Below are 22424 nucleotides of genomic sequence, written 5' to 3'. Positions count from 1 at the left end.
CGTTGGGATGCGACATATCCCGGATTCAGAGTTTCATGCATCGGAAGTCAATCACCGAAATCTGTCAACACAAAAAACGAATTTGGCCAACAAAAAATTATTGATTGATATCCAATCTTGTGATTTCGTCATGTCGAAACGCCGGGCTAGGTTCATGGTGAAGGGCTAGCCGAGTTGGGAGGGAAGCCGATGGCAACCCGCTGCGTCGATCGCGAGCTTCTGAACGACTGGCATGTTGTCGCCGACCAGGAATCGCTCAGCCAGGATATGCCATTTCCGACACGTCTGCTGGGGGTCGACCTCGTGGTGCGCAGGCGTCGCGACAGGACTGATGTCGTGCGCAGCGATACCGGCGCCGCGCTGAAGAGCGCTGAGCGCTACGGCTTCATCTGGGCATGTCTCGACAAGCCCTGGCGCGACATCATCTACATTCCCGAGGCCGACGAGGCCGACCGCCATCTCGTCAGTGGCGGGTCGATCGCGGTCAAGGTATCCGGTCTTCGGGCCGTCGAGAATTTTCTCGACATGGGCCATTTCCCCTTCATCCACACCGGCTGGCTTGGCGAAGAGCCGCATACGGAAGTGGCGCCCTACAAGGTGGAAATCACCGCCCAGGACGAGGTGCTGGCGACCGAATGCAAATTCTATCAGCCCATCGCCTCGCCGACCGCCAGGGAAGGATTTGTCGTCGACTACATCTACAAGGTGATCCGGCCCTATACGGTGGCGCTCTACAAGAGCAATCCGATCCAGAAGGACCGGCTCGATGTGATCACTCTCTTCGTGCAGCCGGTCGACGAGGAGAACTGCATCGCCCATCCCTATCTTTGCTATCTCAAGGAAGGCATGGCGGCGGCAACGGTGCGCAGCTTCATGCAGCTTATCTTCGCCCAGGACAAGCCGATCCTGGAAAACCAGGTACCCAAGCGCCTGCCGCTTGATCCGCGCGCCGAAACGCCGATCCGAGCAGATGCCGTCTCGGTTTCATATCGACGCTGGCTGCGCGATCGGGCCGTCACTTATGGCGCCATACCGGCACAAGCTTGATGACATCCAACGCCATTCAAAGGTAACACGATGACAAAATGCTCCGATCCTGTGATTCTCAATCTCTGGCATCCTGTCGGTGCGATCGCCGAGGCCGCCCCAGGGGTTATTCAGGAAACAGTTTTGCTTGAGGAGCGCCTCAGTTTCGCAGTCGATGGCAACGGAGAGCCGATTGTCTGGCGCTCGCGGCCGGATTTGCGTTGGGCCGATCAGGTTTCGAGCGTCGACAGGCTTCCGGCAAGGAGCGCCTATGGCTACGTCTGGACCTCGCTTGGGTCGCCGCCAGCCGATCTGTTCCCGATCCCCGAATATGGCGAGCCGGATCGCCGCAAGCTCAACGCGGCAACCTTTGGCGTCAATGTCTCGGCGCCCCGCGCCATCGAAAATTTCCTTGACATGGGCCACTTTCCCTATGTGCACACCGACATTCTCGGCGTCGAACCGCATACCGAAGTGAAGGAATACGACGTCGAGATTTCGGTGGATCGTGACGAGATCCTGGCTACCCGTTGCCGCTTCTTCCAGCCGATGGCTTCGACTGCTTCCGATGGCGGCGCCGACGTGGATTACGTCTATCGCGTGCCGCACCCCTATTGCTCGGTGCTCTACAAATCGAGCCCGGTCGACGAGGCCCGGCGCGACGTGATCGCCATCTTCCTGCAGCCGGTCGATCAGGAGCATGTACGTGCGCACATGCTGCTTTGCGTCCTCGACGAGGACAATGAAGACAAGGTGATCAAGCGCTTCCAGCAAACGATCTTCGGCCAGGACAAGCCGATCCTCGAGAACCAGGTGCCGAAACGCCTGCCGCTCGATCCGCGCGCCGAAACCCCGATCCGTGCCGACAAGTCCGCCATCGCATACCGGCGCTGGCTGAGCCAGAAGGGCGTGACCTACGGGGTCATTCCGGCCGCGGCCTGACAAGACATTTTTTGGAGACGACGAATGCTGGAAGTAGCCAAGAGCCAGTGGCATCCGATCGCTGCCGCCCATGACCTGCCGTTTCGCCATGTGTTCCACGGCCAATTGCTCGGCCGGGAATTCGCCGTCTGGCGTGCCGATGACGGCTACGTCAACATCTGGGAGAACCGCTGCCTGCATCGCGGCGTCAGGTTGTCGATCGGCATCAATGACGGCCGCGAGTTGAAGTGCCAGTATCACGGCTGGCGCTATTCGAACCGCACGGCTGGCTGCACCTATATCCCCGCACATCCGGCCGACGCGCCGGCCCGCACCATCACCAACCGCACCTTTCCGGCAGTCGAGCGCTATGGCCTGGTCTGGTCGTCCGAAGAGCCGCGCGGCGAAGTGCCTGCCATTGCCAGCCTCCCCGAGGGCAAGCTTCTTGCATTGCGTGGAATTCCGGTCAACGCGCCGGCCGACCGGGTCGTTGAACGGCTGAAGGCCTACCGCTTTCAGCCGAATGGGGCGATCGATGGCGATGGTGGCGAAACCCTGGTCGAGGCCGCTCAGGATTTTGCCGTGGCGCTGCATTCGCGCGATGGCAACGCGCAGACGCATGGTGTCTTCTTTGTTCAGCCGGTCGATTCCAACCGCTCGGTCATCCGCGGCGTGCTCGATCAGGATGCCGAGGGGGCTGCGCGCATCGCCATCCTGCGCCACCACAATGAACGGCTGTCGAAACTGCGTGACGAGGCGGAGCGCGAGGCGGCGAACGCGTTGGCGCCCGCGCCGCTCGAACCGGTCTATGAAAGGGTGTCGGCCGAGCTTGCCGAAATACCGGAACTGACCACGCATGGCCGCAAGGCGGCGCTGCGCGTCACGGTGGCGAGGAAATGGCAGGCCGCTGATGGGATCGTGGGTTTCGAGCTTCGCCCGATCGAGGGCCTTCTGCCCACTTTCCAGCCCGGCGCGCATATCGACGTACACATGCCAAATGGCGAGGTCCGCCAATATTCGATTACCAACGGGCCGGGCGAGACCGACAGTTTCGTCATCGGCGTCAAGCTGGAGCAGGATTCGAAGGGCGGTTCGAAATGCATGCACGAGACTGTTCGCGAGGGCGATGTGCTGGCGATTTCGGAGCCGCGCAACAACTTCCCGCTGCGCCGCGACTCCATCAGGACGATCTTCGTCGCCGGCGGCATCGGCATCACGCCGCTGCTCGCCATGGCGCAGGCGCTGAAGAACCAGGACCTGACGCATGAACTGCATTATTTTGTGCAAGGCGAAGAGCATCTCGCTTTTGCCGACCGGCTGAAGCAACTCGGCGATGCGCTCAAGCCGCATCTCGGGCTGTCGCCGGATGCGACCGGCGCCGAACTTCGACAGATTCTCGGCGGTTACCGGAACGGCATGCATCTCTACATCTGCGGCCCCGGGCCGATGCTGGAAGCCGCGCGCAAGATCGCGGCCGAGCAAGGCTGGCCGGATACGGCAGTGCATTTCGAGTATTTCAAGAACACCAACAAGATCGACGACAGCTCGAGCTTCGAGATCGCTTTGGCGCGGTCCTGCGTCACGCTGCAAGTACCGGCCGGCAAGACGATCCTGCAGGTCATGCGCGAGAACGGCATCGAGGTGCCGTCATCTTGCGAGCAGGGCGCCTGCGGCACCTGCGTGGCGACGGTGATCGAAGGTGAGCCCGACCATCAGGACGTCTATCTCAACGACGCCGAGAGGAAGGCAGGGACCAAGATCATGACCTGTGTGTCGCGAGCGAAGTCCGCGCGCCTCGTGCTGGACATCTAGGGGGGCCGATGATCACGCTTTACGACTACGAACTTTCTGGCAATTGCTACAAATTGCGCCTGCTGATGAGTTTCCTCGGCATTGAGTACAGAACCGTGCCGGTGGACTTCTATCCGGGCCGCGAACACAAGTCGGAATGGTTCCTGAAGCTCAATCCGCTCGGGCAACTGCCGGTCATCGAGGATGGTGGACTGATCCTGCGCGACGCCCAGGCAATCCTGGTCTATCTCGCATCGAAATACGATCGGTCCGGCACCTGGTACCCGCGAGACAATCCGGACTTGCTTGGCGAAGTCAGCCAGTGGCTGGCTTTTGCCGACGGTATCACCGCAACGGCGTCTGCCGCCCGCCTGCATGATGCGCTGTTCTACGATTTCGACATCGATGCCGCGCGCGCCGGAGCGCATCGGCTATTCCGCATCCTCGACGAGCATTTATGGTTCAGCGAGCAGCAAGGCCGCAACTGGATCTGCCCGGCCGGTCATCCGACCATCGCCGATATTGCCTGCTTCCCCTACATCATCCTGTCGGAGGAGGGGGGCATCCCGCGCCAGGATTATCCGGCGATCCGTCGCTGGTGCGATCGCGTCAAGCGCATCAAGGGATTTACCGTTATGTCGGGCGTGTTCCCGGCAGGACCTGCCAGGGCCGCAGCATAATCATTTTCAGAAGAGTCCGGGCACGGCCTGGCAAATGAAGTTTGGGGAGATGGAAGAATGAAAACCCGCGCCGCTGTCGCCGTCGCCGCCGGAAAGCCGCTGGAGATCATGGAGGTCGACCTCGACGGTCCTCAGCCCGGCGAGGTGCTGGTCGAGATCAAGGCGACCGGCATCTGCCACACCGACGAGTTCACCCTGTCGGGCGCCGATCCCGAAGGCATCTTCCCGGCCATTCTCGGCCATGAGGGCGCCGGTGTCGTGGTCGATGTCGGCAAGGGTGTCACCTCGGTCAGGAAGGGCGACCACGTCATCCCGCTCTATACGCCCGAATGCCGGCAGTGCCCGTCCTGCCTGTCCAGGAAAACCAACCTCTGCACCGCCATCCGCGCCACCCAGGGGCAAGGCCTGATGCCGGACGGCTCGTCGCGCTTTTCCATCGGCAAGGACAAGATCTTCCACTATATGGGCTGCTCGACCTTTTCCAACTTCACCGTGCTGCCCGAGATCGCGGTGGCCAAGGTCAACCCCGACGCCCCCTTCGACAAGATCTGCTATATCGGCTGCGGGGTGACCACCGGTATCGGCGCCGTCATCAACACGGCCAAGGTCGAGCAAGGCGCCACCGCCGTCGTTTTCGGCCTCGGCGGCATCGGCCTCAACGTCATCCAGGGCCTGAAGCTTGCCGGCGCCGACATGATCATCGGCGTCGACCTGAACAACGACAAGAAGGAATGGGGCGAGCGCTTCGGCATGACGCATTTCGTCAATCCGAAGGAGATCGACGGCGACATCGTGCCTTACCTCGTCAACATGACCAAGCGCGGTGCCGACCAGATCGGCGGCGCCGACTACACCTTCGACTGCACCGGCAACACCAAAGTGATGCGCCAGGCGCTGGAAGCCTCGCACCGCGGCTGGGGCAAGTCGGTCGTCATCGGCGTCGCCGGCGCCGGCCAGGAGATCTCGACGCGGCCGTTCCAGCTGGTCACCGGCCGCAGCTGGATGGGCACCGCCTTCGGCGGCGCGCGCGGCCGCACCGACGTGCCCAAAATCGTCGACTGGTACATGGACGGCAAGATCCAGATCGACCCGATGATCACCCACACGCTGAAGCTCGAGGACATCAACAAGGGGTTCGATCTCATGCATGAGGGCAAGTCGATCCGAAGCGTCGTCGTTTACTGAAGACAGCCACACGCCGCCAGCCAAGACCGGGCTCGATCCTACGACTGCCTCCGGGCCCGATGGACGGCCGGCAAGTCCGGCGCCTGCGGGCATAGTCACGGAAACGCCAAGGCTTTTCGCGGCCTCCAGCCTCCCGGCCAGGTCAGCGTGTTCCCAAAGCCCGGCGTCAACCGGCGGCGTCATCGAGGTGCACCCCGATTACGCCGCCGGCGCTGTTTGCGCCCTCCAGGCTAGTGCCCTTGAGGCTTCGGCTTGGGAGATCGGAGCAAAAGCGCCAGCGGAACAAGCAAGGCCGTCGCCACAGCGCAATAACGGAAGACGTCGACATAGGCGAGCAGTGACGCCTGGCGGGCGATGAGCTGGCCGATCCAGCCGATGGCTTGCTGCTTGGCTTCGACCAAGGGCGAGCCCTGGGCGACGAAATGGTCGGTCACCTGGCGAAGAACCTGTTGATACGTCGCGGACGATTGTGCCGTGTGGGCGATCAGATCGGATTGATGCAATTGCGCGTTTTGAGCGATTACGGTGTTGGACAACGACACGCCGACGCTGCCGCCGATGTTGCGGGCGACGTTGATCAGGGCCGAGGCCTGGTTGGTCTGCTGCGGCCGCAGGCCGACATAGGACGCGGTCGAGATCGGAATGAAGAGGAAGGGCAATCCGATCATCAGGAAGACGCGGGCGAAGGCGAAGAAACGGAAGCTGGCGTCCGGCGTCAGCGACGTCATATGCCATAGCGCGACCGCCACCACCGACATGCCGAACATGATCAGGTATTTGGGCTGGACGATACCAGCGGCAAACCCCGAAACCGGCATCAGCACCAGCATGGCGATGCCGCCCGGCATCATCGACAAGCCCGACAGCGTCGCCGTGTAGTCGAAGGCGGTCTGCTGCAGCTGCGGCATCAACTGCGTGGTGGAGAACAGGACGGCGCCGACCGCCATCATCACCAGGAACGATGTGCCAAACTGGCGGCTGAAGAGCAGCCGTATGTCTACGATCGGGTCGTCGCGGCTCAGTTCCCATGGGATGAGCAGCAGGAACGAGATCGCCGAGATCACGGCGAAAATGGTGATGAAGGTCGATGCGAACCAGTCGTTGCGCTGCCCCTCGTCAAGGAAGATTTCCAGGCAGCCAAGCGCCAGGGCGACCAGCAGGAAGCCGACCCAGTCGATCTTCAGGCCGCCGCGCAGCCTCTCCTGGCGTTCGTCCTCGAGTACCTTAGGCTCAACCAGCAACCACTGGACCAGCGCCACCGACAGGATGCCGAAGGGCACGTTGATGAAGAAAATCCAGTGCCAGGAGAAATGGTCGGTCAACCAACCGCCAAGGGTCGGTCCGACCGTCGGCGCGACGATGACGGCGATACCGTAGAGGGCGAATGCCTGCGAGCGCTTTTCCGGTGGAAAGGTGTCGGCCAGGATGGATTGTTCGCTTGGCGCCATGCCCCCGCCGCCGAGGCCTTGCAGGATCCTGAACAGGATCAGCATTTGGAGATTCGGGGCCAGTCCGCACAGCAGCGATGCGAGCGTGAAGGTCGCGACGCAAAACATGTAGTAGCGCTTGCGGCCGACAACGCTGGCCAGCCAGCCGCTGACCGGAATGATGACGGAATTGGCGACAAGGTAGGTCGTGATGATCCAGGTGCTTTCATCCACGCCGGCCGCCAGGCTGCCGGCGATGTTGCGCAGCGCCACATTGGCGATGGAGGTGTCGAGCACCAGCATGAAGGTGGCGATGGAGACCACGATGGCGATGAGCCAGGGATTGCGGCCGCCGGCGGCGGAACGGCTCTCGTCTTGCCTGCGCGTCGCTTCGCCGGTCATCGCACCTTGACCGTCGGCACCACCGAAAGGCCGGGGCCCAGGAGCACGTCAGGCGCATTGTCGAAGACGATCTTGACCGGCACACGCTGCACGACCTTGACGAAGTTGCCGGTGGCGTTTTCCGCTGGCAACAGGCTGAAGGCGGTGCCGCTGCCGGCCTGGATGCTGTCGACATGGCCATGGAACGTCTTGTCGGGATAGGCGTCGATGTCGATGTCAACCGGCTGTCCGGCCCGCATAAGGTCGAGTTGGGTCTCCTTGAAGTTCGCCTTCACCCAGACCTCGTTGGGAACGAACATCATCAGCACCTGGCCCGGCTGGGTATAGGTGCCGATGGCGGCCGAAATGTTTGTTGCCCGTCCGGCGACAGGCGCGGTTATGGTGGTGCGTGCCAACGCCGTACGGGCCTGGTTCTGGGTGGCTTCTGCCTGCCGGAGCTTGGCTTCGCTGGTTTTGGTCTGCGCCTGCAGCACGGAAACCTGGCTCTTCGCCGCGGCCACGTCGGCCACCGTGCTGTCGAGCGTTGCCTGGTCCTGCCGCAGCGTCGATGCCGCCTGCTGTGCCTGCTGTTGCGTCGCTGTCCCCTTGGCCAGCAATTCGCGATTGCGCTGGTCCTCCGCCTTGGCGAAGTCGACGGCCGCCTGCGCCTGGGCAACCTGCTTCTGCGTCGCGTCGATCTTGGCGTTTTGCGCCTCGATCTGGGCCGCGACATTGGCGATGTCGGCTTGCGCGGCGGCCACGCCGGCGTCGGCCTGGTCGAGCGATGCGCGGTAGTCGCTGTCGTCGATGCGCAACAGGACATCACCCTTGCGCACCGGCTGATTGTCGGTGACGGCCACATCGGTGATGCGCCCGGCGATTTCGGCGCTGACGGTGACCGTGCGGGCATCTATGAAAGCATCATCCGTGGATTCGTACTGGCGGGCATTGAGCCACCAGACAATGCCTGCCGCTACGATCAGCAGCAGCACGAGGAAAATGGCGGCCGTCGCATAGGGATGGCGCCTGGGAAAGCCGCGCAGACTGGTGTCCTGCGGCGGAGCATCCGGCTTTGCCGTGCCGTCATCGCGAGGTCCTTTCTCGCGTACTTGGTCTGGCGCGGTTCGCGTCTCATCAACGCGCTCAGCTTTTCGTTCAGCTCTTTCGATTTTTGTGTCCAAGGGAACAGCCTTCGGGCTACCGATGCCTTCGTCGACGCCAGAGGCGGACGCAAATCAACGATGCGTCCCGGCAAAAGGTTCCTGTTCGAAGGGCGTCCTGCGCTCAGCGCCTAACCGATCGCAAAGCGCAGAATGATTGCCAGCACCACGATGCCGACCAGCCCGGCGATGAAGATGATCCGACATGCGCGCGTCTTCAGGATGATTTCGCCTTGCGGGCGTCTTGCGCGGAAAAGATCGGTCCTTCGTTCTCTCGGCGGGTTTCTTGGTCGTTCATACTCGCCTCCTGCTCGGCACAGAACCGCCGCAGAGGGAAGGAGGGAGGTTCCCGCCGGAGTAGGGCTGCCAGAGAGGAATTCAATCACAGAGACGTGAGGCGGGGAACCTTGTGACATCTCGCTGGTTCGGGCCGCTCAAGCCAGCCGCCCAGCCGGGAGCCAGCCATGCCCAAGGTCATATCAACCGGCACTTTCACTGTTTCGAAAGTCAGCCGGCGCAGCTTCATGAGCGGGTCCGTTCTTGCAGCGGCGACAATGCCGATCATTGCCCAGTCGGCGAAAGCCGAGGAGCCGCCATCCGACGGTCAGGACAACGCGCGCGCGCTTGCGGCGGTTTCGCTGCGCGTCAACAGGCAGTCCTATAACTTTGCCCTCGACAATCGCACCAGTCTGCTGGATGCGCTGCGCGACCATGCCGGACTTGCTGGTACCAAGAAAGGTTGTGACCACGGTCAATGCGGTGCCTGCACCGTTCTTGTCGACGGCAGGCGGGTGCTCTCATGCCTAAGCTTCGCGGTCATGAACGAAGGCCGCGACATTACCACCATCGAGGGGCTTGCCGCCGCCGACGGCAGTCTGCATCCGATGCAACAGGCCTTCATCGACAATGATGCTTTCCAATGCGGCTATTGCACGCCGGGCCAGATCATGTCCGCCATCGGCTGCGTCAACGAAGGCCATGCGGGATCGGAAGATGATATCCGCGAATATATGAGCGGCAATCTTTGCCGGTGCGCCGCCTATCCGAACATCGTCGCGGCTATTGTCCAGGCGCGGGACGAAACGAGGAGGTCCTGACATGCGGCCCTTCGTCTACGAAAGACCTACCGACGTCTCCGCCGCGGTTGCGATCGCCTCGCGTTTTGCTGACCAGCAGGATCAGCCGACGAAAGCCGACGTTCAGTTCATCGCCGGCGCCACCAACCTTGCGGACTACATGAAACTCGGCGTTGCCACGCCCAAGCGGCTGCTCGATCTGAACGCCCTGAGAGAACCGACCTTGCGACAGATCAAGATCGGTGACGGCATCATCCGTTTCGGGGCATTGGTTCGAATGGGTGAGGCAGCCGACAACGACGATGTCAGACGAATCTGCCCTCTGCTCTCCGAAAGCCTGAAACTCGCCGCCAGCGGTCAGATCCGCAATATGGCCAGCCTTGCGGGCAACGTCTTGCAACGAACGCGATGCGAGTATTTCCGCGAGACCTCTTGGCCCTGCAACAAACGCGATCCAGGTTCCGGCTGTGCGGCAATGGAAGGGTTCAACCGCCAGCATGCCGTGCTCGGCACAAGCGACAACTGCATCGCCACCTATCACGGCGATTTCGCCCAGGCGTTGATTGCGCTCGATGCCACCGTCGAGATCGAGGGAAAGCGCGGCGCGCGCAGAATGGAGTTCGCCAAGCTTCATCGTCTTCCCGGTGATACGCCCGACATTGAAACCAATCTTGCGCCGGACGATGTCATCGTCGCCATCGAGGTGCCTTTCGCGGCATGGTCACGCCGCTCGCATTATCTGAAGATACGCGACCGCGAGTCCTATGCATTCGCGTTGGCTTCGGCGGCCGTCGCCCTCGATCTGGATGGCAACGTGATCAGGCATGCGCGAATAGCCTTGGGCGGCGTGGCGACGGTGCCGTGGCGGGCAAAAGCCGCGGAAGAGGCGCTGCAGGGCAAAACGCTCGATCAGGAGGTGGCCGAGACGGCCGCCGACGCCGCTTTCGTGGAAGCGAAGCCGAGGCGATACAACGCCTTCAAGATACCACTTGGCAAACGCACTTTGGTGCGGGCGCTGCTCGAAACACGCGATATGAAGGTCTGACCATGAACCAAGCCGCTCCCGCGCCGAAGGAGAATATGGGCCAGCCGGCTCCCCGTATCGACGCCCGTCTGAAGGTGACCGGCCAGGCCGGCTATTCCGCCGACCTTGCCGCAGGGAATGTCGCCTATGCCGCGCTTGCAACCAGCACGATTGCCAAAGGCGCGATCCAGGCTCTTCACCTTGACAGGGCGCGAGCCGTCCCGGGCGTGCTCGACATCGTCAGCATCGGCGACATGGATCAGATCGAAAAGCCGAAATTCGGCAATACCGGCGCTAGTTCGATCGGTCCGTTGCACGACAAGACCGTTTTCCATGATGGCCAGATCATTGCCCTGACGATCGCCGAGAGTTTCGAGGCAGCCGAAGAGGCCGCGATGCTGATTGAGACCGACTACGCGCGGGAAAGCCCGAGCGCAAGCTTCGATTCCCAGGGAACCATGATCGAACCGGCCGCCGGCAAGAGCCCGATGTACAAGGAGGACGCCAAGGTCGGTGACTTCGATTCCGCCTATGCCTCGGCCGAAGTGAAGGTCGATCAGAAATATTCGACACCCACCCAACATCACAATCCTATCGAGCTCTTTTCAACTACGGCATGGTGGCAGGGCGACCAGCTCACCGTGCATGAACCCAGCCAGAACGTCACCGGCTGGAAGATCGAGCTGGCGAGGCAGCTGAAGATCGATCCGGCCAATGTCCGCATCATCAGCCCCTATGTTGGCGGTGCATTCGGTTCCAAGGGACCGATGACGGCTCGTACGGCGATCGTGGCGGTCGCCGCTCGTCGTGTAGGCCGTCCGGTGCGCTGCGTGGTCAGCCGCATGCAGGCTTTCGGCACGCAGACCTATCGGGCAGAAACCCGTCACCGCATTCGCATCGGAGCAGGCAAGGACGGTCACATCACCGCATTCGCGCATGAGGGCTGGGAGGTCACGTCCCGGCCCGATCCCTACGTTGTCGGCGGAGCCTCCGCCACTGCCCGCATGTACAACTATGGCTCGGTGCTGACGCATGTCTCGCTGGTCCATGCCGACCGGAACACGCCGGGTTATATGCGATCGCCGCCCGAGACGCCCTATGTCTATGCGCTGGAAAATGCCATGGACGAAATGGCGGTGGCGCTTGGCATGGATCCGATCGAATTCCGACGCATCAATGAGCCGCAGAAAGAGCCGATCGGGGGAAAACCCTTTTCCAGCCGGTCGCTGCTCAAATGCTACGAACAGGCCGCCGGGGCGTTCGGCTGGTCGAGGCGCGAGGCAAGGGTAGGTTCGATGCGCGACGGGGACTGGCTGGTTGGCATGGGATGCGCGACCGCCATTTACCCGACTGCTGTCGCTCCATGTGCAGCCCGCATTCGCCTGACCGCGGATGGCCAGGTCCGGGTGCAGTGCGGCTCGCACGAAATCGGCACCGGCGTGCGCACCGTGGCCGGCCAGACGGCCGCCGAACGTCTCGGCGTCGACTTGGACAAGGTCAGCGTCGAAATGGGTGACAGTGCCCTGCCGCCAGCACCGGTGTCGGGAGGCTCGATCTCCACCGCCAGTGTCTGCTCCGCGGTTCTCAAGGCGTGTGATGCGGTGCGTCAAAAACTGTTTGCGGCCACCGTGGGCGAGGGTGGTCCGCTGGCCGGTTCCGGCAATGCGAAGCTCGACATGGCAGGAGAAAAGATCGTTGCCGACGACGGCAAGTCGGCAGCTCTGTCGGACGTCTTCAAGACCATGCAGATCGGCGCGATCGAAGAATATGCGGAATTCGCGCCACGGGGTTCCTCGCCGGAGGCGCTGAAGAAACTCTATGCCGGGGAGTCGGAGTTCCACGGCGGCGACCAGGACAAGGATTCGGTGAAATATGCTTTCGGCGCGGAGTTCGTCGAGGTTCGGATCAACAGCTATACGCGGGAAGTTCGGGTACCACGAATGGTCGGCGCCTTTGCCGCTGGGCGCATCATGAACACGCGAACCGCCCGGAGCCAATTGATGGGCGGCATGATCTGGGGCATCGGTCAGGCCCTTCATGAAGCGACGGAGATCGACCAGCGCCACGCTCGTTACGTCAACCGCGACCTGCAAGACTATCTGGTCCCCGTCAACGCCGACATCAAGGAGGTAGAGGTGATCCTGGTTCCGGAAATCGATCACCAGGTCAATCCGGCTGGTGTCAAGGGACTGGGTGAGCTCGGCAATGTTGGAACCGCAGCCGCCGTGGCAAGTGCGGTCTATCATGCAACGGGAAAACGCATTCGCGACCTGCCGATCAGGATCGAGGATCTTATCGCTTGACCACGATGCCGGATTGGCATGCCTTGCCGGCTCGTATCCGTGGCAGCACGCGGATGAGCGGTTGAACCTACTCTTCCGGCGCTGTGGCTGGAGCGGTGTAACGCCGGCGCACCGCGTCGAGCACGACCTTGCGGCTCTCTTGCGGCGATAGCGTCTTATCCTTTTCAGCGGCGGCCGTTTCGCGCGCCAGGTCCTTGTCCCTGATCTGGTGGCGAAACCATTCGGAATAGTCGCCGGCGCGTAAATGATAGTCCCAGGTCTTGTCGTCGATGCCCTCCGCCATCTGGGCGAAAATCATCAGATTGTGCGCCCTCAGGTTCATCGCATTGTCGGGACCTTTGAAATAGAAGCTGCCGGCCTCGTCGAGTTGGCCTTCGGCATATTTGCGGCTGTGTCGCCTGAGCGACTGGCGCGGTTCGATCACCTTCACGGTCATTGGTTTCTTGCCCATTTGCGGGCGCCAGAACAGCACGCGGTCTCCCTTTGGCGAAGGCATTTGCCCTGGCGGTTCGGTTCTCGTCTCACGACAGAATGTCTGGATGACGCTCTTGGCTGTTGGGCCGACGCCGATCACCGCCGTCACCAGGCTTAGAACATCCGCCGAGACCGCCTCCGGATGCACGGTGATGAGGATCGTGCCCGGCAATTCCAGGGACAGCACGGCACGGGTATCGTCGCGCCGGCTGGGCAGAAGATGGTGCGCTTCGTCGATGATCAGCCAATGCGGCCTCGCGGTTCGATAACGGAAATTGCCCAGGCCCGGCAGCAGGTCGGCGAAGAAGTCGGGGCGTTCGTCGACACGCAGAGCCAGTCCGTTGACGATCACATTGGTATCAGGCTTTTCGATCAGATCGAGCACTTGCTGCTTTGTCGGCACGCTCGAACCGTCGCCCAGCCGGACCGCACCTTGAAGGCCGTCATAATCGCCTTCCGGATCGAAAATGCAGAACTGAAAACCGGCCTCGACGAACCGTTCGGTGAGGGCCGTGGCCAGCGTCGACTTGCCGATGCCGGAACTGCCCGCGATCAGGACAGTATCGGTCGGCGACAGATGGATGTCCTTGCCGCCTGCCGTTCCGAGCAAGATGCCGTCGCGGCCCTTTTTCACGATAGCGCGATCCTGCTTGATCAGTTTGCTGATAAGTTCCTCGACGCCCTTGCCGCGTGCGCCGCGCGTCACGAGATCGGCGGTGTCTTTCACCGCCGGCAGCGCGTTGTCGACGGCGACGCTGCAGCCGCAGGCTTTAAGGAAGGCGTGGTCGTTTTCGGCATCGCCAACCGCCACCACGTTTAGCGGCGACAGGCGAAGGTCCTCCAGCACGGCGGCAAGCCCGGTCGCCTTGTTGATGCCGCTCGGCAGGATCATCACCGCGCCCTTGTTGAAGATGATCTCGAGTTCCAGTCCCAGTTTCTTGATGACCTCGAGCACCGTTGCCTGGTGAGGCTCCCAGGTGGCCACGATCGAGCGCCCGACCGAAAGCGGCTTGACGCCGCCCTTTTTCAGCGCGGCGACAAAGTCGGGCGAGGGCGCCGGTGAAATGGTGCGCTCTTCTTCGCTGGCCGGCGTATAGACCAACGCCCCATTTTCGGCGACGACCTTGTCGAACAGCGCCATCTCGGGAAAGACCTGCTTGAGGTCGGGCAATTCGCGGCCGGTGACCAGGATAAGCTTTCGACCGGTCTTTTTCAGCCGCTCAAGCGCGGAGATGGTCTTTTTTGAGACAGTCCCGTTATATGCAAGAGTGCCGTCGTAATCCGTCGCCAAGGCTATGAAATACATCTCACCGACCTTTCACGGCCGCACGCCGACAGGCTGCTGGTCGACGGATCAAAGAGTACCGATGTTGCGCTGGCGTTGCTTGGCGGCCTAGCCGGCGATTTGCGATTTCATCTGGCATGGCTGTCTCCCGGTCTGGCGAACGAACAACGCCTGTCGGACAAAAAGGTTTACGTCGTCCACGCCATTCCTTTGTCGGTCGCCCCTGGCGGCGGTGCCTGGACGCGTGATTGCGCAAGGCATGGCCGCCACCAATCTACAGCGGGCGCGGCCGACAGGGCACGCCGACGGAGCATTCTAGTGCGTCGCGATCCCATTTGCCGAGGTCGGCCGCCACCTCGTACGTGCTCTGCAGAAACAACATGAGCGTGGCTTCCGGATCCCGCGCCCGGCGCACGGCATCGTAGGGCAGGAGGAATTCACCGAACTCCTTGGAAAAGAACGCCTGTGGTGGCTGGACAGCAGCCGATGCATAGCCTTCCGGCGCCGGATAGGCATAGGAATAGAAGGTTAGGTAGTCGATCGGGCCGCCACCCGGCCAAAACCCGGCACTGCACACCTCGTGCGAATATGCTTCGCGGGCCACCGTGTCCGGCAGGCCGGGCACGCCGCCCGGATGCAGCGGAGCCCGCCTGCCGGAAAAGCGCGTGACCGCGAGGTCGAAACCGCCCCAGAAGAAATGCACGGGACTGACCTTGCCCAGGTATCCCGTGCGAAATCGCGAAAAGACCGCGTGCGTCGAAAGCAGGATGCGCCAGAAGCGGTTGGCATAGTCGCGGTCGTAAGCGGCATGAACACGGTCCTGATCGAACGGGATGCCGTCGGCGATCTCGGACGGTTGGGTGAAGATCGGCGTCGTGAGGCCGAGTTCGTCCAGGGCGAGCGTTACTTCGCCATAGAACTCAGCCACGGTTTTGGGCGCGAGCATGATTTGCCGGATGTGACCCTCGCTCGTCCTCAGCCACAGCAGATGGTCTATGAAATCGAAATCGATCTGAAATGCTCGCCCACCCATGGGGATCGGCGAGGTCGTCAAGCCGCGAGCGGTCACGTAAAGCGGCACATGCCAGGAATGGTTCAGCCAAGGCTCGCGCATCAAGCGGATCTTGCCGACGATCTGGGTCCATAAGTGGAGGGTCTCGTAAGTGTCCTTCCAGGCTGCGTAAGGCAGGTCCGGCCAGCGTTCCAGATCATCGGCAGACGACAAGGTCTTCTCCCTTCGTTGAGGCTCCGGACGGGCGCGTGCGGTCTCCCGTCGGAAGATAATCCATCTGCCCGCCACGCCCGCTAGCCGCAAGCTACGATGGAGACACTATATGAGGACCGCCCGACGATTGGCCAGCCCGGCACAACGCGATCGCCACCCAGAACCATGGTGCCGCATTAGCCTCGTTGGTCGGGGAGCAATGCATGTGTTCGCATCTCTTCGGCGTGACTGGCACAGCAATGTGGCCTCAGCGATCGGTTCGATTACCGTTCGGTCACCAGCACCTGCTCGAGGTAATCGCTGAATGCACGCGCTTTCTGCGAAGGGCGCCGCCCTGCCGGGAAGACCACATATGCGGTTGTAGGCTCGAGCCGATAATCGGCCAGGACTTCCACCAATCTCGCGGAGGCGAGTTCTTCGGCGCACATCCATGCCGAGGCGATCGCGATGCCGAGACCAGCGCTCGCTGAGGCAACTGCGCCTGTCGCCGAACGGGTCCGCACCCGCGGATCGACCGGGTGGACCTCGATCACCCCATCGCGATGGGCCGTCCAATTCTGCTCGCCGCCGTCGCCCGGGCCGCCGACGAGATGATGCTGAGCAAGGTCGGCAAGGGTCCTCGGCGTGCCACGGCGCGCAAGGTAGTCGGGCGAAGCGACGAAGAGGCGACGGGCGGTGGCAATCTTGCGCGCCACGAAGCTGGAATCCGGCTGATTGCCGAGACGAAGCGCCATGTCGGCGCCCTCGGCAACGAGGTTCTCGTAGCGATCGGACATCATGAGATCGATCTTGAGCTGGGGATGCCGATCGAGGAAACCAGGCAAGAGCGGCACGATCTGCCTGGCGCCGAAGGTCGCCGGCAGCGCCACACGCAGAACGCCGGACAGCCTGTCCGCGCCGCGCGCGGCGTTTTCCGCTTCCTCGACGCCCGCAAGCGCCTCGCGCGCCCTGGAAAGCAGCGCTTCGCCTGCATCGGTGAGAGAGAGCTGGCGCGTAGTCCGCGTCAGCAGCTTGACGCCGAGCCGCTCCTCGAGCGCCGCCACCGTGCGCGAGACGGAAGGCTGTGACAACGCGAACTCGCGGGCCACTTTGGAAAAGCTTCCGGTCTCGACCGTGCGGACGAAAATCGCAAGTTGCTGAAGCCGATCATTCATACTGGACACGTATATATCATATGATGTGAGCGGCGCTACTCGCTGCCTGATGCATGATTTATCTCCTGACCAACACGCCGATTGGCGGCGGTTTACGGAAGGAGAAAGATCATGGATGAGTTGAAAGGCAAGGTAGCGATCGTGACCGGGGCCTCGAAAGGGATCGGCGCGGCAATCGCGCGGCAATTCGCAAAGGCGGGCGCCGCGGTGGTGGTCAACTACGGCTCGAGCAAGGAAGACGCGGACAGGGTGGTTGGCGACATCCTGCGCGACGACGGCAAGGCCGTTGCGATCCAGGCCGATGTCAGCAAGGGCGCCGACGTGAAGCGGCTCTTCGCCGAGACGAAGGCCACCTTCGGCACACCCAGCATCCTCGTCAACAATGCCGGCGTATACCGTTTCGGGCCGCTGGAGGAGGTGACGGAAGCGGAATTTCATCGCCAATTCGATACCAACGTGCTGAGCACGATCCTGACGACGCAGGAAGCGGCAAGGGCTTTTGACGGCCATGGCGGCAGCGTGATCAATCTCAGTACGATTTCGAGTGCCAACCCAGTACCGAATTCGGTCGTCTATTCGGCCTCCAAGAGTGCGGTGGACACCATCACCAAGGCGCTCGCCAACGAACTCGCCGGCCGCAAGATCCGCGTCAACGCGATCGCCCCGGGCATGACGGAAACCGAAGGCCTGGCGGTCGCGGGCATTGAGGGCGAGACCGCCAGGACCATCGGCGCGACATTGCCGATGGGACGGCTCGGACAGCCGGACGACATCGCACGCGTGGCCGTGTTCCTCGCCTCCGACCAGTCCGCCTGGCTGACGGGCGAACGCATCACCGCCTCCGGCGGGCAGCGCTGACCGCCGGCTCTGATTATCAACCTCGAAAATCCGGCGGCAGGCGAACGGACTCGTCCGCTTGCCGTCGGATGTGTCATTATCCTTTGCGGAGTGCAGCGGAGAAAGCTCATGCCCCAGCCAGAACATTATGATTTCCTGATCCTCGGCAGCGGCCAGGGTGGCAAGGCGCTTGCCTGGCATCTGGGCCGATCCGGCCAGCGCGTCGCGGTCGTCGAGCGCCGCTGGGTCGGCGGCTCGTGTCCCGCCGTCGCCTGCCTGCCCAGCAAGAACGAGGTGTGGAGCGCGCGGGTCGCGCATCTCGTGCGCAACGCCACCCAGTTCGGCACGTCGACCGGTCCCGTCTCGACCGACATGGCCAAGGTCCGCCGGCGCAAGCAGGAGATGGTCGAGCGCGAGATCGCCTTTCATCTCGATGCCTACAAGACCAGCGGCGCGGAGCTGATCATGGGCAGCGGGCGCTTCGTCGGCCCGAAGACGATCGAAGTTGCGCTGAACGAAGGCGGCATGCGCCTGCTCACTGGCGACAAGGTCGTCATCAATGTCGGTACGCATGCGGCGATCCCCAGCATTCCCGGAATTGAGGAAGCCCAGCCGCTCACCCATATCGATGCCCTTGAGCTGGACGCCTTGCCGCCGCATCTCATCGTGCTCGGCGGCGGTTATGTCGGGCTGGAAATGGCGCAGGCCTATCGACGCTTCGGCAGCCGGGTGACGGTAATCGAAGCCGGACCTCAGCTTGTCGGTCGGGAGGACCGCGACATCGCCGAGGAGATGCAACGGCTTCTCGAGGGCGAGGGCATCGAGTTCCATGTTGGCGCCGAACCTCTTGCGGTGCGCGGTCGCTCCGGCGAAGAGGTCAGCGTGACGGTGCGCACCGCTTCGGGCGAGCGGACAATCGAGGGTAGCCACCTGCTCGTTGCCGCCGGTCGCATCCCGAACACCACCGGCATAGGCCTCGACGAGGCCGGCGTCACGCTGGACGCCCGTGGCTTTATCCGTGTCAACGAACGGCTGGAGACGGCCGCACCCGATGTCTGGGCGCTCGGCGAATGCGCCGGCAGTCCGCAGTTCACGCATATATCGGTCGACGACTTCCGTATCATCAGGGATAATCTGGCCGGCGGACACCGCAGCACGCGCGACCGGCTGGTGCCCTACACCATGTTTACCGATCCGCCGCTCGCCCGCATCGGCCTGAGCGAGGGCGAGGCGCAACGCCAGGGCGTCATCGTGCGCGTCGCTAGGCTGCCGATGAGCGCTGTGCTGCGCACCGAGGCGACGGACGAAACGCAGGGGTTCATGAAGGTGGTCGTTGGCGGCGACGATGACCGCATTCTCGGTTTCACGATGATCGGCTCCGAGGCCGGCGAGGTTCTGGCGACGGTGCAGACGGCGATGCTGGCGAACCTGCCCTATCCGAAGCTGCGCGACGCCGCCATCACGCACCTGACGATCGCCGAGGGACTTGGGCCGCTGCTGGCCAATGTGCCGCCGAGGTCCGGGCAACATGTCGAATGAGGACGCCGCGCCATAGTCGAGATCCGCCTTCGTGCAATTCTCGATGCGGCGCTGCCTCCCCTCGGCCCTGGCATTGCCCATCCGAAGTCCACCACGTCAATGCTGGCCCGCCCCGGCTGGAGCCGAGGCAGGCCTCTTCGCCCTGTGGAGATCGTTTCCAGGGGCGCTATTTGTTGGCGTCGCCGAGCACCCTGACCTTGTCGCAGGATGAAGCGTAGGGCTTGCCCGTCGCCGCATCGTTGCATTTCTCCATCAGGAAGTCCTGATCGCTCTTGGACATGCCTCGGCGCTCCTCGTCAGCGGCCCGCACGGTGTTCCGTAAGGATAATGCCGATGGCAGGCCCTTTGGTCCTGGTGCCTCGCGCGACAGGCTGGAACAGGAGAGAGCGTGCGTTCTCATCCTGCCGGACGACGGCGAACGGTTGATCATCAAGCCGTGATGCTCTGGAAGCTCCTGACAAATCGCTCCATCACATCGTCCACGTCTGCCATCGACAGGCAAAGCGGCGGGCACATCCTGATGACGCTTCTATAAGGTCCGGATCGGCTCGCCACGAGGCCGTTGCGCCGGCTTTCTTCGAAGATCGCGAGTGTGGCCTCGGGTGCGGGTTCCTTCGTCCTCTGATCCTTCACCAGCTCGATGGCAAGCATGAGACCTTCCCCCCTGATGTCGCCGATCAGGCGAGAATGGTTCTTGAGGTCCTGCAGCCTTGTCTTCAGTGCGGCGCCGACCGTTCGCGCATTCTCTTGCAAGCGCTCTTCGCGGATCACCTTGAGAACCGCGCGCCCGGCGGCACAGGCGACGGGATTGGCGCCGTAAGTATGGAAAAGAAACTTGTCCGCCATGGATTCGGCGACGTCTCGTTTGGCGATGACGGCGCCAAGCGGGATGCCATTGCCGACGCCTTTGGCGACAACGACGATATCGGGAACGACGCCGTGCGATTCGAATGCCCAGAAGGCATCGCCAGTGCGTGCGACGCCCGATTGCACCTCGTCAATGATGCAAAGGCCACCGGCCGCGCGCACGCGCTCGAATGCGCCGGAAATATAGCCGTGGGGCATCGGCACGATGCCGCCATAGCCTTGTACCGGCTCGATGATCATGCCAGCCAACCTGCCGCTGGTCGAACTGGCTATGGCCCGCTCGACCTCGTTCAAATAGGGTTCGACGCCCTCGCCGTGGATACCACGATACTGGTTGGGCTCGGCCACGAAGGTCACCCCGCCGAGCTGTGGGACGGGATGGCGAAATCCCGATATTCCCGTCAGCGATTGGGCCCCGAAGGTGGCGCCATGATAGCTCGAGGCAAGTGCGAGCATATCGATGTTGCCGGTGTGGCTGCGGGCCATCAGCAAGGCAAGGTCGATCGCCTCGGCGCCGCTGTTGGTGAAATGCACCACCCAATCATGGCCTGCTGGCATCGTGGCCACCAGTTCCTCCGCATATTGCGCGGGAACCGGATGATAGAACATCGTCGTGCAATGTGTGAGTTCGGCGAGCTGCTCGGTGGTGGCCTTCACGACCTGCGGGTGCGCGTGGCCGACGGAAATGCAAAGGTTCATGCCGAGCAGGTCGATGTATTTCCGGTCCTTGTCATCCCAGACATACTGGCCCTTGCCGCGCTTGATGATCAGCGGGTCCTTATAAGGAACGAACTTGCGCTGCGATGCCGCATAGAAGCGGTTTCGCCGGTCGACGATCGCCTCGCTCGACCAGTCGATCTCCAGATTCGAATGAGCGTGAGGAGCATTCATGCCCGTCTCCTGTGTTGGGAACCCGACAGGGATTGAGCACTGAATGAGGGATGTGTGAACCGCCAAAGATATCCATCAGTTTAAATTATGGGGCCGATTAGTCGTGCAATGCGGGGCGGTCGACCACATAGCAATCGGGAGGAAGGCCAGGCAGGCGCGTACGGATCGCATTCGTCAGCACCTCGGCGGTGCGCGTGGCGAAGGCTTCCGGCAGGTTGCCCAGTTCGCGTTCCCGCGCCACCAGCAGGATGTTGCGCGACAGCCCGGTGAACGGCAAAGCGTGCACATCAATCTCCATGCCTTCCGCCAGCCCATCGATGAGCAAGGTCGGTGTCAGGATCGCAAAGCCCATCCCGGCGGCGACAGGCGCCATGACCACGCTCGAACGGTCGCCTTCCATGGTGCGCGGGATTTCGATGCGCAGCCGGCTCAGATGCTGGTCGACCCGCAGGCCGACCGGCGTTTCCCTGGAAAACCGCACGAAGGCCAGCTTCTTGGAGAGCTTGACGATGTCGCCGACATCGCCGGCGAAGCCCTTCGGCGTTACCAGCAGAAACTTCTCCGTCATGATTGGATAACGCGTTAGCCCCTCGATCTCGAAAAGCTCGCCAGAGGTGACGGCAAGGTCGGCGCGTCGGGCCCGCAACAGCGCGACATGATCGGTCGCCAGGCCGGCGAAGAGACTGAGTTCGGGAATGCCGAAAGTGTTTCGAGCCAGCACGGAAAGTGCCGGCGCCAACGTCGTCGCGATCGAGGCCAGAAGCGCGACACGCAGCAGCGGCAGCGGCGCGGCATTGACCCGCCGCGCGTCGGTGCGCAGCCCCTCCACCTCGGCCAGGATGGCAATGGCGCGGCGATGCAATGCGATGCCTGCCTTGGTCAGTTCGATCGGGCGCAGATTGCGGTCGATCAGGCTGACGCCAAGCGCGGTCTCGAGGTTCTTCAGGTGCTGCGAAGCGGCCGACTGCGTCATGCCCAGCATTTGTGCCGCCTGGGTGACATGCCTTGTTTCCACGACGGCCGCAAACACCTCGATGGATCGAAACAGATTGAAATCGAAACCGCCGCTCTTCACCCGCCAACTCCAGTCCACAATGTCTTCATAAGTTTTCCTAATGTTGCAAAAATTCGATTGAGTGCAAGAGGCTTGCCGGGAAAAGATCGCGCCGTTCGATCCC

17 protein-coding genes are annotated in these 22424 nt (G+C 62.4%); 10 read left to right on the top strand and 7 right to left on the bottom strand.

The genetic code is table 11. The features are described 5' to 3' along the window. Nucleotides 1–189 precede the first annotated feature (189 nt). The 5 genes from FJW03_RS15480 to FJW03_RS15460 are packed head-to-tail and all read left to right on the top strand — an operon-like array spanning nucleotide 190 to nucleotide 5603. On the top strand, nucleotides 190–1047 hold the full coding sequence (locus FJW03_RS15480; RefSeq protein WP_140764014.1) for an aromatic ring-hydroxylating oxygenase subunit alpha: 858 nt from the start codon (nucleotides 190–192) through the stop codon (nucleotides 1045–1047). 30 nt (nucleotides 1048–1077) lie between these two features. After that, nucleotides 1078–1968: an aromatic ring-hydroxylating oxygenase subunit alpha gene (locus tag FJW03_RS15475; RefSeq protein ID WP_140764011.1), complete on the top strand. Its 891-nt coding sequence runs from the start codon at nucleotides 1078–1080 to the stop codon at nucleotides 1966–1968. A 24-nt stretch (nucleotides 1969–1992) separates the two neighbouring features. After that, complete coding sequence (locus FJW03_RS15470) at nucleotides 1993–3759, top strand: 2Fe-2S iron-sulfur cluster-binding protein (protein ID WP_140764008.1); 1767 nt, start codon at nucleotides 1993–1995, stop codon at nucleotides 3757–3759. Nucleotides 3760–3767: 8 nt separating this feature from the next. After that, complete coding sequence (locus FJW03_RS15465; RefSeq protein ID WP_140764005.1) at nucleotides 3768–4418, top strand: glutathione S-transferase family protein; 651 nt, start codon at nucleotides 3768–3770, stop codon at nucleotides 4416–4418. Nucleotides 4419–4475: 57 nt separating this feature from the next. Continuing rightward, nucleotides 4476–5603: an S-(hydroxymethyl)glutathione dehydrogenase/class III alcohol dehydrogenase gene (locus FJW03_RS15460; RefSeq protein ID WP_140693774.1), complete on the top strand. Its 1128-nt coding sequence runs from the start codon at nucleotides 4476–4478 to the stop codon at nucleotides 5601–5603. A 230-nt stretch (nucleotides 5604–5833) separates the two neighbouring features. Here FJW03_RS15460 and FJW03_RS15455 read toward each other — a convergent pair whose 3' ends face one another. Beyond that, nucleotides 5834–7432: a DHA2 family efflux MFS transporter permease subunit gene (locus FJW03_RS15455; RefSeq protein WP_140766266.1), complete on the bottom strand. Its 1599-nt coding sequence runs from the start codon at nucleotides 7430–7432 to the stop codon at nucleotides 5834–5836. Then, nucleotides 7429–8592: an HlyD family secretion protein gene (locus FJW03_RS15450; RefSeq protein ID WP_226890363.1), complete on the bottom strand. Its 1164-nt coding sequence runs from the start codon at nucleotides 8590–8592 to the stop codon at nucleotides 7429–7431. The genes FJW03_RS15455 and FJW03_RS15450 overlap by 4 nt, the downstream gene beginning before the upstream one ends. Before the next feature lie 443 nt (nucleotides 8593–9035). Here FJW03_RS15450 and FJW03_RS15445 point away from each other — a divergent pair, with 443 nt between their 5' ends. The 3 genes from FJW03_RS15445 to FJW03_RS15435 are packed head-to-tail and all read left to right on the top strand — an operon-like array spanning nucleotide 9036 to nucleotide 12974. After that, nucleotides 9036–9668, top strand: a complete 633-nt coding sequence (locus FJW03_RS15445; protein WP_140766264.1) for a (2Fe-2S)-binding protein — start codon at nucleotides 9036–9038, stop codon at nucleotides 9666–9668. Nucleotide 9669: 1 nt separating this feature from the next. Continuing rightward, nucleotides 9670–10692 (top strand): FAD binding domain-containing protein, encoded by a 1023-nt coding sequence (locus FJW03_RS15440; protein WP_140766263.1) that lies wholly within the window; start codon nucleotides 9670–9672, stop codon nucleotides 10690–10692. A 2-nt stretch (nucleotides 10693–10694) separates the two neighbouring features. After that, a complete protein-coding gene (locus tag FJW03_RS15435) occupies nucleotides 10695–12974 on the top strand; it encodes a xanthine dehydrogenase family protein molybdopterin-binding subunit (protein ID WP_140766262.1) in 2280 nt (759 codons plus the stop codon). A gap of 67 nt (nucleotides 12975–13041) precedes the next feature. Here the strand turns inward: FJW03_RS15435 and FJW03_RS15430 are convergent, their stop codons facing one another. The 3 genes from FJW03_RS15430 to FJW03_RS15420 all read right to left on the bottom strand — a co-directional run bounded on the left by FJW03_RS15430 (nucleotide 13042) and on the right by FJW03_RS15420 (nucleotide 17112). Beyond that, nucleotides 13042–14754: an HAD family hydrolase gene (locus tag FJW03_RS15430; protein ID WP_140766261.1), complete on the bottom strand. Its 1713-nt coding sequence runs from the start codon at nucleotides 14752–14754 to the stop codon at nucleotides 13042–13044. Nucleotides 14755–15007: 253 nt separating this feature from the next. Next, nucleotides 15008–15958 carry a DUF5996 family protein gene (locus tag FJW03_RS15425; protein WP_226890362.1) on the bottom strand — a complete coding sequence of 317 codons (951 nt, stop codon included), beginning with the start codon at nucleotides 15956–15958 and terminating at the stop codon, nucleotides 15008–15010. 263 nt (nucleotides 15959–16221) lie between these two features. After that, nucleotides 16222–17112, bottom strand: a complete 891-nt coding sequence (locus FJW03_RS15420) for a LysR family transcriptional regulator (RefSeq protein WP_140766274.1) — start codon at nucleotides 17110–17112, stop codon at nucleotides 16222–16224. A gap of 111 nt (nucleotides 17113–17223) precedes the next feature. Here FJW03_RS15420 and FJW03_RS15415 point away from each other — a divergent pair, with 111 nt between their 5' ends. Together FJW03_RS15415 and FJW03_RS15410 are read left to right on the top strand one after the other, a co-directional pair. Next, nucleotides 17224–17970: an SDR family NAD(P)-dependent oxidoreductase gene (locus FJW03_RS15415; protein ID WP_140766260.1), complete on the top strand. Its 747-nt coding sequence runs from the start codon at nucleotides 17224–17226 to the stop codon at nucleotides 17968–17970. Nucleotides 17971–18078: 108 nt separating this feature from the next. Beyond that, entirely contained in the window at nucleotides 18079–19488 is a 1410-nt protein-coding gene (locus tag FJW03_RS15410; RefSeq protein WP_140766259.1) for a mercuric reductase, read from the top strand. Between the two features lie 429 nt (nucleotides 19489–19917). Here the strand turns inward: FJW03_RS15410 and FJW03_RS15405 are convergent, their stop codons facing one another. Both FJW03_RS15405 and FJW03_RS15400 read right to left on the bottom strand, forming a co-directional pair. After that, nucleotides 19918–21246: an aspartate aminotransferase family protein gene (locus FJW03_RS15405; RefSeq protein ID WP_140766258.1), complete on the bottom strand. Its 1329-nt coding sequence runs from the start codon at nucleotides 21244–21246 to the stop codon at nucleotides 19918–19920. 97 nt (nucleotides 21247–21343) lie between these two features. Continuing rightward, nucleotides 21344–22339, bottom strand: a complete 996-nt coding sequence (locus FJW03_RS15400) for a LysR family transcriptional regulator (RefSeq protein WP_181173318.1) — start codon at nucleotides 22337–22339, stop codon at nucleotides 21344–21346. Between the last annotated feature and the right edge of the window lie 85 nt (nucleotides 22340–22424).

The organism is Mesorhizobium sp. B4-1-4, from assembly GCF_006439395.2.
In the GTDB taxonomy this organism is placed as follows: Bacteria; Pseudomonadota; Alphaproteobacteria; order Rhizobiales; family Rhizobiaceae; genus Mesorhizobium.
The sequence above is the reverse complement of the archived record's forward strand: the minus strand, read 5'-3'. Positions and strand labels throughout refer to the sequence as shown.